The following is a 14,055-nucleotide window of genomic DNA, read 5'->3' on the forward strand; positions in this document are numbered from 1 at the left end:
GTTCTTGGCATTTTTCTGATTGGTCGGAAAGTGCTCCAGGTGGTCGATGATGGACCATCCCGTCTGAAGTCTTGATATCCGCGTACGTAGGGCAACAAACAGGGACATAGCGGCTTTTATCCTATATTTATCTCTATGTCGGAGCAGAAGATGGCGGAGTCATTGATCGCCAAGAGGGCCGCAGCCGCCGATTCCTCGCGACGCAGTGGGTGTTTTGTCCTGTTTTGTGTGCTTGGCGAATGGGGCCGGGTTCCGAACCCGGCGAGGAGCCGGGGCCCAGCGGATCTCGGCCGAGAGGTCTTCTCCCGGCGCCTGGTCGGTGAGACGCTGGAGGTACACAGGGCTGACCAGACGCGTTCCAGGTGTGCCGGGGCACGGCCCCGGTTCGCCGCGGCGCGCGAAGCCGGCGACCCCCGGCTGTCTGTGGCGCCCAGCCGTCTGCAGGGGAGCGGACGATGGTTGGCACAAGGACCCGTTTCACAGGTGAGAAGGCTCCGTGCGGGAAGATCGTGGACGGTGAGCACTACCTGGACGACGACGAACAGGGCCTGATCATCAGGGATGAGTATTTTGCCTGCGGCTGCCGCAAGATCCGTCATGAATATCACGACGGCAGCATCCAGGTGATGGCCATCCGCCACGACGGGAAGGTCGTGCGGGATGAGTTGGATGCGGACCACGGGTCCTGAGGGCGTGAACCCGCGGCCGGCGCACGAAGCCGAAGACGCCGTCGCCCGTGAGCTGGTCGAGCGCCATGACGCCTTCGCATGACGTCCTGATCGTGGGTGGCGGCGGCGCCGGAGTGCGCGCCGCGATCGCCGTCGCGGAGGCCGACCCGCGGCTGAGCGTGGCGATCGTTTCCAAGGTGTATCCGATGCGCAGCCACACGGTCTCGGCCGAGGGCGGGGCCGCGGGGGTCGTCCGGCCCGATGACAGCTTCGACGAGCACGCCTACGACACCATCTCCGGCGGTGACTGGCTGTGTGCCCAGGACGCGGTCGAGGCCTTCGTCAAGGAGGCACCCGAGGAGTTGCTCCGGCTGGAGCACTGGGGGTGCCCGTGGAGCCGCGAACCCGACGGGCGCGTGGCCGTACGGCCGTTCGGCGGGATGAAGAAGATGCGCACGTGGTTCGCCGCCGACAAGACGGGTTTTCACCTGCTCCACACGCTGTTCCAGACCTCCCTCCGATACGAGCGCATCGCCCGCTACGACGAGTGGTACGTGACGAAGCTGCTCGTCGACGACGGCCGGGTGGCCGGGGTCGTCGCCATCGAGCTGATGACGGGCCGGATCGAGGCCATCACCGCCGGCGCGGTCATCCTGTGCACGGGCGGGTGCGGTCAGGTCTACCCGTTCACGACCAACGCGGCCATCAAGACCGGCGACGGCATGGGCCTGGCCTACCGGGCGGGCGCTCCGCTCAAGGACATGGAGTTCGTTCAGTATCACCCGACCGGCCTGCCGTTCACGGGCATCCTCATCACCGAGGCGGCCCGGGCCGAGGGCGGCTGGTTGATCAACAAGGACGGCTACCGCTACCTGCAGGACTACGACCTCGGCACACCCTCGCCCGAACCCGTGCTGCGCAGCATGGAGCTGGGGCCGCGCGACCGCCTGTCGCAGGCGTTCGTCAAGGAGGTCGAGAAGGGCCGGACCGTCGGCACGCCGTACGGGCCCGTCGTGCACCTGGACCTGCGCCATCTCGGAGAGACGGTCATCGACGCCAGGCTCCCCTTCGTGCGGGAGCTTTGCCGGAGCTACGAGAACATCGACCCGGTCCGCGAGCTGATCCCGGTGCGGCCGGTCGTGCACTACATGATGGGCGGGGTCCACACCGACATCCACGGCGCCACCCCTCTCGCGGGGCTGTTCGCCGCCGGAGAGGTCGCCTGCGTCAGCATCAACGGCGCGAACCGCCTCGGCTCCAATTCGCTGCCCGAATTGCTCGTCTTCGGCGCCCGCGCCGGGCGGGCCGCCGCCGCGTTCGCCTCGGGTGTGCGAGAAATCGGCTCCGCCGTACGGCCCGCCGTGTGGGCGCAGGCGGAGGACGAGCGGCGGAGACTGGAAGGCGACCTGCTCCATCGCGACGACGGAAAGGAACCGATCTCCGCCATCCGCGAGGAGATGCGGGCGACCATGGAGGAGAGCACGGGGATCTACCGTTCGGGAGACTCGCTGCTCAAGGCCGCCGAGAGGCTGGACGCCCTGCGGGAGCGATTCCGCTCCGCCCGCCTGGAGGACCGCAGCCGGACCTTCAACACCGAGCGCGTCGCCGCCCTGGAGCTGTCGTTCATGCTGGACGTGGCCGAAAGCATCGTTCATTGCGCGTTGCTGCGCGAGGAGTCGCGCGGGGCGCACCAGCGCGTCGACTTCCCGGACCGGGACGACCGCAGATTCCTCGCCAACTCGTTGATCTACCGCGACGCCGACGGGTCGCGGCGGGTGGAGTATTCGCCGGTGACGATCACCCGATGGCCGCCGGGGGAGCGGGTGTACGGGAGGTAATGCTCATGGCGGATCGCATCACCCTGCGGGTGACCCGCTACCGGCCGGAGAGCGAGACCGAGCCGGTGATGCGGGAGTACGAGATACCGCTGCGCAAGGAATGGTCGGTCCTCGACGGCCTGAACCACGTCAAGGACCATCTGGACGGCACGCTCTCCTACCGCTGGTCCTGCCGGATGGGCGTCTGCGGGAGCTGCGGCATGACCGTCGACGGCGAGCCGAAGCTGACCTGCGCCACCTTCCTGGGGGACTACGCGCCGGGCCCGGTGCGCGTCGAGCCGCTGTCCAATTTTCCCGTCGTGCGTGATCTCGTCGTGGACATCGGCGACTTCATGAACAAGCTGCCGCGGGTCAAGCCCTGGATCATCCGCTCGGAGGGGGAGGAGCCGGCCGGGAGGGAGTATCCCCAGCTGCCGGCGGAGCGTGAGGAGTACGAGCGGTTCAGCATGTGCATCAACTGCATGCTCTGCTACGCCGCCTGTCCCGTCTACGGGATCGACCAGGAGTTCATCGGCCCGGCGGCCATCGCCCTCGCCCAGCGCTACAACCTCGACTCGCGTGACCAGGGCGCCGCGGAGCGAATGGACGTCCTGTCGGCGGCGGAAGGCATCTGGGCCTGCACGTTCGTGGGCGAGTGCAGTGCGGTCTGCCCGAAGGACGTCGATCCGGCGGGTGCCATCCAGCGCTACAAGTTCACGGCGGCCATGGAGTCGCTCAGGGCCTTCCTGCTGCCGCGGGGGTCGCGATGAGCGAGAAGACCGAGTACGCGCAGCTCCACCCTCGACGGTACCGGCCTCGCGTCCCGATCTTCTGGTGGCTGCGACGCCGCTCGTACCTGCTGTTCGCGCTCCGCGAGCTGAGTTGCGTCTTCGTGGCCTGGTTCGTGGTGTTCCTGCTGGTGCTGGTGAACGCGGTCGCCCGGGGGCCGGAGGAGTACCGGCGGTTCCTGGACTGGAGCGCCGCGCCGGGGCCGCTCCTGCTGAACGTGGTCGCGCTGTGCTTCGTCCTGCTCCACGCCGTCACCTGGCTGTTCACGCTCTCGCCGCACGCGATGGTCGTACGGCTGCGCGGCCGGCGCCTGCCGCCGGTCGCGATCGGCGTGGGCAACCTCGTGGCCTGGGCGCTCGCGTCGGCGCTCGTGGCTTTTCTGGTCCTGGGGTGAACGATGGCCAGACGTCCGGCGGAACCGTTCCTGTGGCTGCTGTTCAGCGCCGGTGGCGTGCTGTCGGCGCTGCTGATCCCGGCGCTGCTGTTCCTTTTCGGCGTCGCGTTCCCGCTGGGCTGGGTGCCGCCGCCCGGCCACGCGCATCTGTCCGCAGTGCTGGGCCACCCGGTCACGCGTGTCGTTCTTCTCGGCCTCTGCGTGCTGGCGCTCTTCCACTGGGCGCACCGCTTCCGCTACACCCTGCGTGACGGGCTGCGGCTCAAGCGCCTCGAAAAGGCGGTCGACCTGCTCTGCTACGGCGGAGCGGTGGCCGGATCGGCGGTGGCCGGCTATCTCCTGCTGTCGGCCTGGTGATGTCCGCGAGTTGGATGTCTGTGATGCTTTCCGCCGACCATGTCCTTGCCCGCCCGAAGTGACCGCCGTCCCCGTGAAGGCGGTCACCCCGGGCTCGGCTCGCCGCCCTACTGCTCGTACGGCGCGGGCGGCGCGAGGTGGGCGCAGCCCCGCAGGACCTTCTCCGCGGCCGCGGCGTCGACTTCCTTGAAGTCCTTCGGCTTCTTCTCGTCCTTGAGCGGCTGCCAGACACCACCGTCACGCAGGCACTGGGCGTATTTCGCGAAGGCCGCGTCCTCCTCGGGGGTGGCCGGCTCGGAGCCGCCGAGCAGGACCGAGTCCCACTCCTTGCACGCCTTCATCGCCTTGGTGAGGGTCTCCTGGCTGACCTTGGAGACGTTGCCGGTGTCGATGTCCTGGCCCACTTCGGGGTCGGGGATGTCGATCCCGTTCTTCCGCATGCACCCGGCGAACTTCACCGCGGTCTCCCGCCACGCGACGGCCTTGGGGCCGGGCGTCTTCCGGGCGGCCGAGCCGGTGGAGCCGGGCGCCTGCTGGGCATCCGCGGCGGTGGAAGCGGGTGCTTTCTGGGCTGCCGAGGCGGTGGAGCCGCAGGCCGCTGCCAGGCCGAGCAGCGGAAGGGCCGCGAGCGCCGCGAAGCGGAGGTTGAAAGTCTTCATGGAGGATTCCCCTCGTTCGGTCGTCCGGTTGGGCACGGCACCGACTCTGGCGGGCCGATATCCGCGGACCATGAGCGGAATGTCATGAACGTGTAATAGCTCCGGAGATGGGCCGCTTCAGTGATGAGGCGCACCGATACTGGGGCAATGGCGCGAGTGATGTTGATCGAGGATGACCTGTCCGTACGGGACGGCCTGGCGCTCGCGTTACGGCACCAGGGGCACGAGGTCGAGGCCGTGTCCTCCGGGGAGGAAGGACTCGCGCGGCTGTGCGGGTTCGCCGCCGACATCGTGGTGCTCGACCTGATGCTCCCCGGCATGGACGGCTTCGAGGTCTGCCGCCGGATCCGCGCCGCCGGTTCCACCTCGATCGTCATGTTGACCGCCCGCGGCGACGACTTCGACGTGGTGGGCGGCCTGGAGGCGGGGGCCGACGACTACGTGGTCAAACCGATCCGTCCCCGGGTGCTGGAGGCGCGGATCAGGGCGGTGCTGCGGCGGGGCGAGCTGGAGGCACCCGTTTCCTCCCTGGAGACGTACGGCGCGCTGACGCTGGACCGTTCCTCGCTGACCGTGACCAGGAACGGCGAGGTCGTCGCGCTGCCGCCGATGGAACTGCGCCTGCTGCTGGAGCTGTCAGCCTCGCCCGGTCAGGTTCACAGCCGTCAGCAGCTGCTGGAGACTGTCTGGGACCACGACTACCTGGGTGACTCCCGGCTGGTGGACGCGTGCGTCCAGCGGCTGCGTTCCAAGATCGAAGACGTCCCGGCGCAGCCACGCTACATCCAGACGGTGAGAGGCTTCGGCTATCGGTTCGGTCCCCTGTGAGCAGCCGCGACGGTCGCGATGATCGGGGCGGTCGGGGCGGTCAGGGCGGCCGGGGCGGGGGACGCGGGGGACGTCGCTCCGCCGCGCGGCCCCGTCTGAGCTGGCTGCGCGGCCTGCGAGCCCGCCTGATGATCACCTTTGTGCTGCTGGCCGGGCTGAGCGCGGTGTCCGCCGCCGGGCTCACCTACTGGGTGGCTCGGAACAAACTGCTCGACGGCACCCAGGTCCGGCTCCTGCAGGACTTCCGCGCCCGGGTGCTGCTGCTTTCCCGCGACATGGGAGCCCCACCGACCCGGGACGAACTCAAGGAACTGGTCGACGACCTCCAGGCGGGCCGGGACGGTGAGGTCTTCGCCGTCCTCGGAGACGACGTGCCGGGCAACGCGCTGATCTCGGCGGAGCTTCGGGCCGCCGTCGCGGCGAACGACAGGCTCCAATGGCAGCGGGTCGTCAGCGGCGGCACGCCGTACCTGGTGGCGGGCAGCCCGGTCATGTTCCGGACGGGGAAGGGCCGCTCGGGTGTCAGCGTCTATTTCGCCGAGCCGCTCCACCGGGCCAGAGACGACGACGCCGCGCTGGTCGACGCCGCCCGCACGGCGGCGATTCCGATCGTGCTGCTGGCAGCCGTCGCCGGACTGCTGGCCGCCAGGGGAGTGCTCCGGCCGGTGGCCGATCTGGGGCGCGCGGCCCGGCGGCTGGCCGCGGGAAGGCTTGACACCCGGCTGCCGGTGCGGGGGAGCGACGAGCTCGCCGGGCTGGTCCGCACGTTCAACGGGGCCGCGGCCGAGCTGGAGCGGTCGGTGGGGGAACTGCGGGAGATGGAGGCCCGGTCCCGGCGGTTCGTCGCCGACGTCTCGCACGAGCTGCGCACGCCGCTGGCCGCCGCGACGGCTGTCAGCGACGTGCTCGCCGAAGGGGCCGACCGGCTCGGCGGTGACGCGGCGGTGGCCGCCCGGCTGGTGAGCGCCGAGATCGAGCGGCTGACCCGGCTCGTGGACGACTTGATGGAGATCTCCAGGTTCGACGCGGGGGCGGCGGTGCTCAACCTCAACGAGGTGGACGTCGGAGAGGCCGTGGCCGCGTGCCTGCGGGCGCGCGGCTGGATTCCCCACGGCGCGGCCGATACGGGGAACCACACCCGAGGGAACGCGGCTGATTCCCCACCGGACCCGCCGGATGCGCCGGGCCAGGCCACGGGCGTCCGGCTGGACCTGCCGCCGGGCGTGCGGGCCACGATCGACCCGCGGCGGCTCGATGTGATCGTGGCCAACCTCGTCGGCAACGCGCTGCGCCACGGCGCGCCCCCGGTGACCGTACGGCTGCGAGAAGAGGAAGGGGTCGTCGTGATCGAGGTCGCGGACGAGGGGCCGGGGCTTCCACCGGAGATCCTGCCGCACGTCTTCGAGCGCTTCTACAAGGCCGACTCGGCGCGCGCCCGTTCCGAGGGCAGTGGCCTGGGCCTGGCGATCGCGAGGGAGAACGCTCTGCTGCACGGCGGCGACATCAGGGTGGAGAACCGGGGAGGTGCGGTGTTCACGCTCACCCTGCCGCGGGTGCCATGAGGGTCCGGGCACTGGCGCTCCTGCTTTTCACGGCCTGTACGGCGTGCGGAATCCAGCCGAGCCCGGTGGTGGACGCGGGGGAGCCCGCGAGGGGGTTCGAGCCGGGAACCCGGCTGTACTTCGTGGAGGACGGTCGCCTGAAGGCCGTCACCCGGCCGGGCGGGGGCGCGCTGCCGTCGGTCAAGGCGGTGGCCCTGCTCCTTGAGGGAACCACGGCGGGAGAACGCGGCCGCGGCCTGACCACCAAGATCGCCAACGATGTCCTGATCCGTGTCACCGACGGCGCCTTCACCTTCGAGAAGGGTCCGCCGATACGCGACGGCGACAGGCTGGTCGCCGCCACCGGCCGTCTCCCCCGGCTGGCCGAAGGCCAGATCGTGTGCACCATCGCCGCCGCCGAAGCGGAGCGCCTTCGCGTCCCGCTCAGCGAGGTGAGGGTGACGCTCCCGAACCGCCGGCGGGCGTCCTGCGCCGACTACACCGGCGCCCCGTAGCAGCCCGGCCGATGTGTCCTCAACGGTGTGGTCTATAGGGGTTTCCCGGGGGTCAGTAGTCCGGCTGGGGTGTTCTCAACGGTGTGGTTCATGGGGTCTCCCGGGCGTCCCGTACGGCCTGCGCCCACTGCTCGTGGCGGATTCGCGGGTCGATCAGGGCGCAGTCGCCGCACTTGCCGCCGCCGGGCAGGCGGTAGTACAGGCAGCAGCCGCGCCGGACGAAGAAGGGGCGGCCCGGTGCGGGCTCGGCCAGCTCGCCGCCCTTCAGGACTCCCCGGGAGAGCAGCTCGCGGCCCAGCGTGATCGCGCGGCCTGCGAGTTCGGGGCGCTGCCGGGCGATGGTCCCGACGGCTCCGGCCAGGGCGGAGGCGGCGTTGTCCCACAGCAGGCCGGGAGCGATCTTCACGACCTCCTGGACGACCCGCGCCAGCGGCTCCAGCAGTTCGGTGACCACGCTGCGGTAGAGCGGCCCGGCGACGCGGCCAGGATCCGTGATCTCCCAGCCCGTCAGGCCGGCCGCCCGCAACGGAAGCGGGCCGGTGGACACCGGTCGCCAGAACACGTGGGCGGAGGACAGGCCGACGAGCAGCCCGTGGGCGACGGCCACGCCGACGACCGGCGACCACAGGCGGGCGGCCAGGCCCTGGAACAGGATGGAGGCGGCGACCCTGGTCTCGGTGGTGCCCAGGCGTCCGGCGACCTCGGAGATCATGTCCGGCAGGGCGCCGGCATCGGTGAGCAGGCCGGTGAGCGGCCGCCATCCGGGCCCGGCCGGCCCCGTTTCAAGCTCGAAGTAGGCATTGATCTCCGACACGTCGGCCAGGGCGTCCTCGACCAGGCGGCTGCCGACGGGACGTGGACCCGGCTCGTGTCCAGGGTGGCCGGTGGGTCGTGGATCCGGGCCGTGTTCGGGGTGGCCGGTGGGTCGTGGACCTGGGCCGTGTTCGGGGTGGCGGGCGGGTCGCGGGTCCGGCTTGTAGCCGGGGTGGTGGGCGGGTCGCGGGTCCGGCTTGTAGCCGGGGTGGTGGGCGGGTCGCGGGTCTGGCTCGCGTCCGGTCGGAAGGTTGTCGCTTTCCGCGGCCGGGTCAGCGGGGTCGTCGGTCATCCTGGTTCAGCCCTGCCTGGTCAGGAGGCGTTCCGGCATCGGCCGACGGGCACACCCATGGAGCATGGCGACCACCGCCCTCGGCCTTCGTTCTCGGCACTCGCAGGTGCGCGATGTGATGTCAGGGGTCGATTATTCACGTCGGCGCGTACGGAGGGCCGGGCGGGTTATCCGGTGGTCTCCGGCGTGCGGAAAGAGGAACGGCCGGTGCGCACTACGGCCCGGAACGGGTGCCGCTGCTGCTGGATATGTTCGCCCGGGTCGCCGAGGCCTACCGGTCGGCCGCCAAGGAGCTACGAGAGAGCGCGATCTGAACCACTGGCCAGGGCGCGCAGGCGGGGAAGGGCTTCCTCCAGAAATCGCCGGTCCTCGGCGGTCGCCGCGTAGCCGTTCCCGGGCAGTCCGATGAGCATCCGGTGGTGGTCGAGCACGATCTCGGCCGCCAGCGACGCGGAGGCCAGCTCACCCGGCCTTCCGTCTGTCAGGGCCGCGCGGATCAGGGTCACGACCTCGGCGAGATAACGCAGCCAGGAACGCTGGGTGCCGTGGAGCACCAGCAGCTCCACCCGCCGCTTTTCGACGGCCAGCTCCAGTGGAGGTGGGGGAGGAGCGGTCCCCGCGCGCAGGGCGGCGACGATCGCGGGCAGCTCGCGTTCGGGTTCGGGAGTAAGGCTCAGCCAGGCCAGCCGCGCATGGTCACGCATGGACGCCTCCTGCGAAGCAGCAGGTCAAGAAAGGGCAATGATGATCTCCGGTGCGTCACCGGCGAATACCCAGAACGCTAACTAATCAGTTAGTTAACATACAAGCCTCGAAAATTTATCCATCGGTAACCATTGACGTGCGACCTGGGGCGTATTGACTTTAACTAACCAATTAGTCAGCAGCGACGCCGTGCTGCTGGAAATCGGAGTGCGTGATGCCGTCCAACACCTCCGAAGTGACCGACCCGGCGCGTGCCCCGGAGACCATGGTCTCCCCGGCCCTGCCTGCGCGGTACTACACCGATCCTCAGGTCTTCGACCTGGAAAAACGTAAGATCTTCGGCAGATCGTGGCAGCTGGTGGGCCACGAGTCCGATCTTCCCCGGTCCGGTGCGCGCATAGTCGGCCGTGTCGCCGACCAGGAGGTCCTGGTCGTCCGTACCGAGAGCGGTGGCCTGGCCGCGTATCTCAACGTGTGCCGCCACCGCGGATCGCGTCTCGCCGTCGGCCCGGAGCCGGAGGGCAAAGCGATCCGATGCCCCTACCACGGCTGGACCTACAAGCTGGACGGCCGCCTGGTCGGCGCGCCGGAAGGACGCCGGATCCCCTGCCTGGACAAGGCCGGTCTCGGTCTGCATCCCGCCCGGGTCGAGTCGTTCCTCGGCCTGCTGTTCGTCAACCTCGACACGGACGCCGTGCCGCTGGCCGACCGGCTCCCCGGGCTGCCCGAGAGGATCAGCCGGTACATGGACCGGCTGGAGCCCATCGGATCCCGTCGAATCCACAACATGGAAGGCGCGGAGAGGCAGCCCGCCAACTGGAAGATCGTGGTCGACAACTACCTGGAGGGCTATCACGTCCCGGTGGCCCATCCCGGTCTGATGCGGCTGCTCGACTACCGGCGCTACACGGCCGAGGTGCACGACTCGTATGTCCTGTTCGAGGCGCCACTGCGCGGCAAACCCTCCTCCAATCGGCTCGAACGGCTCTACCAGCAGGTTGTCGAGCCGATGCCCGGCCTGGAGAAGAGCGACCGCCGCGTCTGGCGGTACGTCACCATCTATCCGAACACGATGATCGACCTCTACCCCGACCACGTGCTGGCCTGGTCGATGGTGCCCACCGCCGTCGATCAGGTGGCCGTACCCGGCGCCTACTACGGCCGGGCCGGGGCGAGCTGGCGCACCCGGGTCGCCCAGCGGCTCAACATCCGTATCGGCAACATCACCAACGACGAGGACATTCTCCTGGTCGGGCGGGTACAGCGAGGGCTGGCCATCTCGGGTTACGAGATGGGCCCGCTCTCCGAGCGTGAGATCGCGGTCGGCTGGTTCGCCGATCGTGTCCGTGCCGACCTCGGGAAGCTCTGATGAGATGAGCGCCATGACCATCCCCCCGAAGTTCACCGGCAAGGCCGGCAGACCAGCCGGAGCCGTCAAGCCCGTCAAGCCCGTCGAGACCGTCGAGGCGGCGGACAGGGCAACGGGCAGGACGGCCGACAAGGCGGCCGAGACCCGCCAGCAGATCCTCGTCGCGGCCTGCGACGTGATCGCCGAAATCGGGTTCGAGAAGGTCCGGATGCGGATGGTCGCCGAACGCGCCGGGGTGTCCACCGCGCTGCTGCACTACCACTTCGAGAACCGCGAGCGGCTGTTCGCCGAGGCACTGCGTTACTCCTTCGAACACTCCGGCCGTGAGGAGTACGACGCCGTACCACCGGCCGAACGGCCACTGACCTGGAAGCTCGCCCGGATGATCGAAGCCTGTCTGCCGATCGGCGCCGAGACCCGCCGGGACTGCCTCCTCTGGGCGGAGCTGTGGCCGCGCGCGGCACGTGACGCCGATTCGCGGGACCTGACCGTCCGGCTCTACCGGGACGTTCACCGCTGGTTCGTGGAGGCGATCGAAGCCGGTGTCGCCACCGGCGAGTTCACCTCCTGCGACGCTCCCGCGGTCGCCGAGCTGATCCTCGTGCTCACCGACGGCTACGGCGTCCACCTGCTGTTCGACGATCCGCTGATCAACCTTGACCGGGCAAGGAACGAGATCTGGCAGCAGCTCGGCAGCCGGATCGGTGTCCGCGGTCCCTTCCCGGCGTCGCCGGCGCCCGGGGTCAGTGGGGGAGGAGCCCGCCCAGGCGGTTCAGCAGGGGAAGCAGGGTGGCGCGCTCCTCGGGGGTGAGAGCCCCCAGTGCGGTGTGGACGGCGCGCATCTCGGCTCGGATGCGATGGGCGAGCTGTTTCCCTTCGGCGGTGGCGGTGACCACCTTGATCCGGCGATCCTCGGGGGAGAGGGCTCGCTGGACCAGGCCACGGGTCTCCATGCGGGCGATGAGCCCGGTCGCGTTGGAGGCGTCGCACACGAGATGGTCGGCGAGAGCACGCATCGACAGCGGCTCTCCCAGCGCGATCAGCACACGGGCCTGCGCGGTGGTCAGGCCGTGGTGCGCCGAGACGACGGCGAAGTCGTCGTAGTAGCCCCGGACTATGCGCGCCAGTGGCTCCATCAGGTCGTCAGGGGTCGGCGGCGTGGTGTCGGACATGATCTCATCGTACTTGACATCCTCAAGTATCGGCGCTTACATGAAATAGTTACTTGACGATGTCAAGCTCTTTCCCGGTCACCTCCCGTCACATCGACGCGCCGCCGTGGAGTCAGAACAACCCATCCGTCGCGCATGCCGCGCGACGGGCAAGGAGATAGCCGTGTCCACTCTGCCCGCCACCAGCCGCGAATGGCATCTGGTCGCTCGTCCCCACGGGGTGCCCGCACTCGCGGACTTCGCCCTGCGCGAGATCGAGGTTCCCGAGCCGGGGCCCGGCCAGATCCTCGTGCGCAACCTGTATCTGTCCGTCGACCCGTACATGCGCGGCCGGATGAACGACGTGAAGTCCTACGTCCCGCCGTTCCAGCTCGACCGCCCCATGGACGGCGGCGCGGTCGGCCGGGTGGTGGCGTCCAACGCCGAGGGCATCGCCGTCGGCGACCATGTCCTGCACGGGCTCGGCTGGCGTGAGTACGCCCTCGTCGGGGCCGCACACGCGGTGAAGATCGACCCGGCGCCGGCCCCGCTCAGCACCTACCTCGGCGTGCTCGGCATGCCAGGCCTGACCGCGTACGCGGGCCTGCTGCGGGTGGCGGAGTTCGCCGAGGGCGACACCGTCTTCGTCTCCGGTGCGGCGGGTGCGGTCGGCAGCCAGGTCGGCCAGATCGCCAAGCTCAAGGGTGCCGCGCGCGTCATCGGCAGCGCGGGCTCCGACGAGAAGGTCAAACTCCTGGTGGAGGAGTACGGCTTCGACGCCGCGTTCAACTACAAGAGCGGCCCCGTCGCCGAGCAGCTCGGCCAGGCCGCGCCCGACGGCATCGACGTCTACTTCGACAACGTCGGGGGAGATCACCTGGAGGCCGCGATCTCCGCCCTCAACCTTCACGGCCGCGCCGCCCTGTGCGGGATGATCGCCCAGTACAACGCGACCGAGCCGCCCCCGGGCCCCCGCAACCTCGCCCTGGCCATCGGCAAGCGGCTCACGTTGCGCGGCTTTCTGGTCAGTGACCACCATGACCTGCGGCCGCAGTTCATCGAAGAGGTCGGCGGCTGGATCCGCGAGGGCAGGTTGCGTTACTACGAGACCTTCGTCGAAGGTATCGAGAACAACGTCGACGCCTTCCTCGGCATGCTCCGCGGCGACAACATCGGAAAGATGGTCGTCACCCTGCCGGAATGAGCCGTGATTCACCGGAGAACGGCGGGCCGGTGACCTTGACGCGGGTGAGGACCTTATTCGCCGGGCTTTCCCTGAAATCAACCACCCGCGTCATCGTTCTTCGAAGGCCCGCGAGCCCATGAGGCAGCGGGCCTGGCCGGTCGCATAAGTCTTCACCTTCTCGAAAAGACGCGATTCCAGGTTTCGCGCCCCACGGTCTCGCCGCGGGCTATGCCGCGTCGGCCGTCCCGATGCGCTCTCCGCCGGTATCCACGCACGACTTTCTCGTCCGCGGGAATGGCCGTTCGTGGCGGGGCATCCATTTTTGTCGGACGTCTGCCGTAGCTTGACATCTTGTGGATGATCTGCGGACAAATGCGACATCGTTCCCTCGCAATGAAGCGAATCTTCTGCTAATAGAGGCGCGGCGCGAACTGGATTGGGCCCAGCACCGTTACGGGCAGGCGCAGCGTGCGATCGGGGCGGGCCACGGATCGCCCTTCGAGCTGAACCATGCCCGTCAGCTGTGGAGCTGGGCGCTGACGGAATGGACGCGCGCACTGATCGCCCGTGAGAAAGCCCATGACCGGAGAGGTCTTCCGGCCAGGGGAGACGTGGGGGCCGCCCCGCCGGACGAAGGAGGGCCTCCGGCCGAGCCTCGCCCGCTTCGCGAAGCGCGCCGCGAGGTCGAACGGGCCACCGCCGAATACGAGCGGGCTCGCCGCGGCGGCGGATCGCCGGCTGAGCTGATCAGCGCGAGGGAAGCATGGAGTCGGGCGCTGACAGTGTGGGCCCGAGCGCTGATCGCCCGGGAGGAGGCTCAGGACCGCATGCGGCTCGCGGCGCTGGACGACTGGGAAACGCCCGGCATGCATGTCGCCCCCGCCGCCGGTGCGCCGAGGGAGGGTGCCCTGGAGGTCTGGGAAGGCGGCGAGGTCGCGTAGGCGGTGGAATCGGCCGCCGCACCGGGTGGC

16 protein-coding genes are annotated in these 14,055 nt (G+C 69.5%); 12 read left to right on the forward strand and 4 right to left on the reverse strand.

Annotation, left to right across the window (positions count from 1 at the left end; all coding sequences use genetic code 11):
- Positions 1–509: 509 nt before the first annotated feature.
- The 5 genes from ACFY2X_RS09115 to frdD all read left to right on the forward strand — a co-directional run bounded on the left by ACFY2X_RS09115 (position 510) and on the right by frdD (position 4,025).
- On the forward strand, positions 510–689 hold the full coding sequence (locus tag ACFY2X_RS09115) for a hypothetical protein (RefSeq protein ID WP_389934653.1): 180 nt from the start codon (positions 510–512) through the stop codon (positions 687–689).
- Positions 690–754: 65 nt separating this feature from the next.
- Complete coding sequence (gene frdA, locus ACFY2X_RS09120; protein WP_389934656.1) at positions 755–2,506, forward strand: fumarate reductase (quinol) flavoprotein subunit; 1,752 nt, start codon at positions 755–757, stop codon at positions 2,504–2,506.
- A gap of 5 nt (positions 2,507–2,511) precedes the next feature.
- On the forward strand, positions 2,512–3,255 hold the full coding sequence (locus ACFY2X_RS09125) for a succinate dehydrogenase/fumarate reductase iron-sulfur subunit (RefSeq protein ID WP_389934659.1): 744 nt from the start codon (positions 2,512–2,514) through the stop codon (positions 3,253–3,255).
- The gene (locus ACFY2X_RS09130) at positions 3,252–3,668 is read left to right on the forward strand and encodes a hypothetical protein (RefSeq protein WP_389934661.1); all 417 of its coding nucleotides are present in this window, start codon (positions 3,252–3,254) and stop codon (positions 3,666–3,668) included. Before ACFY2X_RS09125 ends, ACFY2X_RS09130 begins: the two co-directional genes overlap by 4 nt.
- 3 nt (positions 3,669–3,671) lie before the next feature.
- Entirely contained in the window at positions 3,672–4,025 is a 354-nt protein-coding gene (gene frdD, locus ACFY2X_RS09135) for a fumarate reductase subunit FrdD (RefSeq protein WP_389934664.1), read from the forward strand.
- Between the two features lie 107 nt (positions 4,026–4,132).
- Here frdD and ACFY2X_RS09140 read toward each other — a convergent pair whose 3' ends face one another.
- The gene (locus ACFY2X_RS09140; RefSeq protein ID WP_389934667.1) at positions 4,133–4,684 is read right to left on the reverse strand and encodes a hypothetical protein; all 552 of its coding nucleotides are present in this window, start codon (positions 4,682–4,684) and stop codon (positions 4,133–4,135) included.
- Positions 4,685–4,831: 147 nt separating this feature from the next.
- Here ACFY2X_RS09140 and ACFY2X_RS09145 point away from each other — a divergent pair, with 147 nt between their 5' ends.
- From ACFY2X_RS09145 to ACFY2X_RS09155, 3 genes are all read left to right on the forward strand, one after another.
- Complete coding sequence (locus tag ACFY2X_RS09145) at positions 4,832–5,512, forward strand: response regulator (protein WP_389934669.1); 681 nt, start codon at positions 4,832–4,834, stop codon at positions 5,510–5,512.
- Between the two features lie 128 nt (positions 5,513–5,640).
- A complete protein-coding gene (locus ACFY2X_RS09150; protein WP_389934671.1) occupies positions 5,641–7,074 on the forward strand; it encodes an ATP-binding protein in 1,434 nt (477 codons plus the stop codon).
- Positions 7,071–7,568, forward strand: coding sequence for a hypothetical protein (locus ACFY2X_RS09155; protein ID WP_389934674.1), 498 nt, complete (start codon positions 7,071–7,073; stop codon positions 7,566–7,568). The genes ACFY2X_RS09150 and ACFY2X_RS09155 overlap by 4 nt, the downstream gene beginning before the upstream one ends.
- A gap of 88 nt (positions 7,569–7,656) precedes the next feature.
- Here the strand turns inward: ACFY2X_RS09155 and ACFY2X_RS09160 are convergent, their stop codons facing one another.
- Positions 7,657–8,673: a (2Fe-2S)-binding protein gene (locus ACFY2X_RS09160; protein WP_389934677.1), complete on the reverse strand. Its 1,017-nt coding sequence runs from the start codon at positions 8,671–8,673 to the stop codon at positions 7,657–7,659.
- Positions 8,674–8,966: 293 nt separating this feature from the next.
- Positions 8,967–9,377, reverse strand: a complete 411-nt coding sequence (locus tag ACFY2X_RS09165; RefSeq protein WP_389934680.1) for a hypothetical protein — start codon at positions 9,375–9,377, stop codon at positions 8,967–8,969.
- A 215-nt stretch (positions 9,378–9,592) separates the two neighbouring features.
- On the opposite strand from ACFY2X_RS09165, the gene ACFY2X_RS09170 reads away from it, so the two are divergent.
- Entirely contained in the window at positions 9,593–10,747 is a 1,155-nt protein-coding gene (locus ACFY2X_RS09170; protein ID WP_389934683.1) for an aromatic ring-hydroxylating dioxygenase subunit alpha, read from the forward strand.
- 13 nt (positions 10,748–10,760) lie between these two features.
- On the forward strand, positions 10,761–11,558 hold the full coding sequence (locus ACFY2X_RS09175) for a TetR/AcrR family transcriptional regulator (RefSeq protein WP_389934685.1): 798 nt from the start codon (positions 10,761–10,763) through the stop codon (positions 11,556–11,558).
- Here the strand turns inward: ACFY2X_RS09175 and ACFY2X_RS09180 are convergent.
- The gene (locus tag ACFY2X_RS09180; RefSeq protein ID WP_389934688.1) at positions 11,491–11,919 is read right to left on the reverse strand and encodes a MarR family winged helix-turn-helix transcriptional regulator; all 429 of its coding nucleotides are present in this window, start codon (positions 11,917–11,919) and stop codon (positions 11,491–11,493) included. The genes ACFY2X_RS09175 and ACFY2X_RS09180 overlap by 68 nt on opposite strands.
- Before the next feature lie 172 nt (positions 11,920–12,091).
- On the opposite strand from ACFY2X_RS09180, the gene ACFY2X_RS09185 reads away from it, so the two are divergent.
- Together ACFY2X_RS09185 and ACFY2X_RS09190 are read left to right on the forward strand one after the other, a co-directional pair.
- Positions 12,092–13,102 (forward strand): NADP-dependent oxidoreductase, encoded by a 1,011-nt coding sequence (locus tag ACFY2X_RS09185; RefSeq protein WP_389934800.1) that lies wholly within the window; start codon positions 12,092–12,094, stop codon positions 13,100–13,102.
- 593 nt (positions 13,103–13,695) lie between these two features.
- Positions 13,696–14,025, forward strand: coding sequence for a hypothetical protein (locus ACFY2X_RS09190; protein ID WP_389934691.1), 330 nt, complete (start codon positions 13,696–13,698; stop codon positions 14,023–14,025).
- Positions 14,026–14,055: the final 30 nt, after the last annotated feature.

The sequence above is a fragment of the Streptosporangium sp. NPDC000396 genome, from assembly GCF_042898655.1.
Classification (GTDB): domain Bacteria; phylum Actinomycetota; class Actinomycetes; order Streptosporangiales; family Streptosporangiaceae; genus Streptosporangium.

What these genes read in the sequence shown, in the direction of transcription:
- frdA (WP_389934656.1), top strand. Translation starts at nt 755, where the DNA reads ATGACGCCTTCGCATGACGTCCTGATCGTGGGTGGCGGCGGCGCCGGA.
- ACFY2X_RS09125 (WP_389934659.1), top strand. Translation starts at nt 2,512, where the DNA reads ATGGCGGATCGCATCACCCTGCGGGTGACCCGCTACCGGCCGGAGAGC.
- ACFY2X_RS09130 (WP_389934661.1), top strand. Translation starts at nt 3,252, where the DNA reads ATGAGCGAGAAGACCGAGTACGCGCAGCTCCACCCTCGACGGTACCGG.
- frdD (WP_389934664.1), top strand. Translation starts at nt 3,672, where the DNA reads ATGGCCAGACGTCCGGCGGAACCGTTCCTGTGGCTGCTGTTCAGCGCC.
- ACFY2X_RS09140 (WP_389934667.1), bottom strand. Translation starts at nt 4,684, where the DNA reads ATGAAGACTTTCAACCTCCGCTTCGCGGCGCTCGCGGCCCTTCCGCTG.
- ACFY2X_RS09145 (WP_389934669.1), top strand. Translation starts at nt 4,832, where the DNA reads ATGGCGCGAGTGATGTTGATCGAGGATGACCTGTCCGTACGGGACGGC.
- ACFY2X_RS09150 (WP_389934671.1), top strand. Translation starts at nt 5,641, where the DNA reads ATGATCACCTTTGTGCTGCTGGCCGGGCTGAGCGCGGTGTCCGCCGCC.
- ACFY2X_RS09155 (WP_389934674.1), top strand. Translation starts at nt 7,071, where the DNA reads ATGAGGGTCCGGGCACTGGCGCTCCTGCTTTTCACGGCCTGTACGGCG.
- ACFY2X_RS09160 (WP_389934677.1), bottom strand. Translation starts at nt 8,673, where the DNA reads ATGACCGACGACCCCGCTGACCCGGCCGCGGAAAGCGACAACCTTCCG.
- ACFY2X_RS09165 (WP_389934680.1), bottom strand. Translation starts at nt 9,377, where the DNA reads ATGCGTGACCATGCGCGGCTGGCCTGGCTGAGCCTTACTCCCGAACCC.
- ACFY2X_RS09170 (WP_389934683.1), top strand. Translation starts at nt 9,593, where the DNA reads ATGCCGTCCAACACCTCCGAAGTGACCGACCCGGCGCGTGCCCCGGAG.
- ACFY2X_RS09175 (WP_389934685.1), top strand. Translation starts at nt 10,761, where the DNA reads ATGACCATCCCCCCGAAGTTCACCGGCAAGGCCGGCAGACCAGCCGGA.
- ACFY2X_RS09180 (WP_389934688.1), bottom strand. Translation starts at nt 11,919, where the DNA reads ATGTCCGACACCACGCCGCCGACCCCTGACGACCTGATGGAGCCACTG.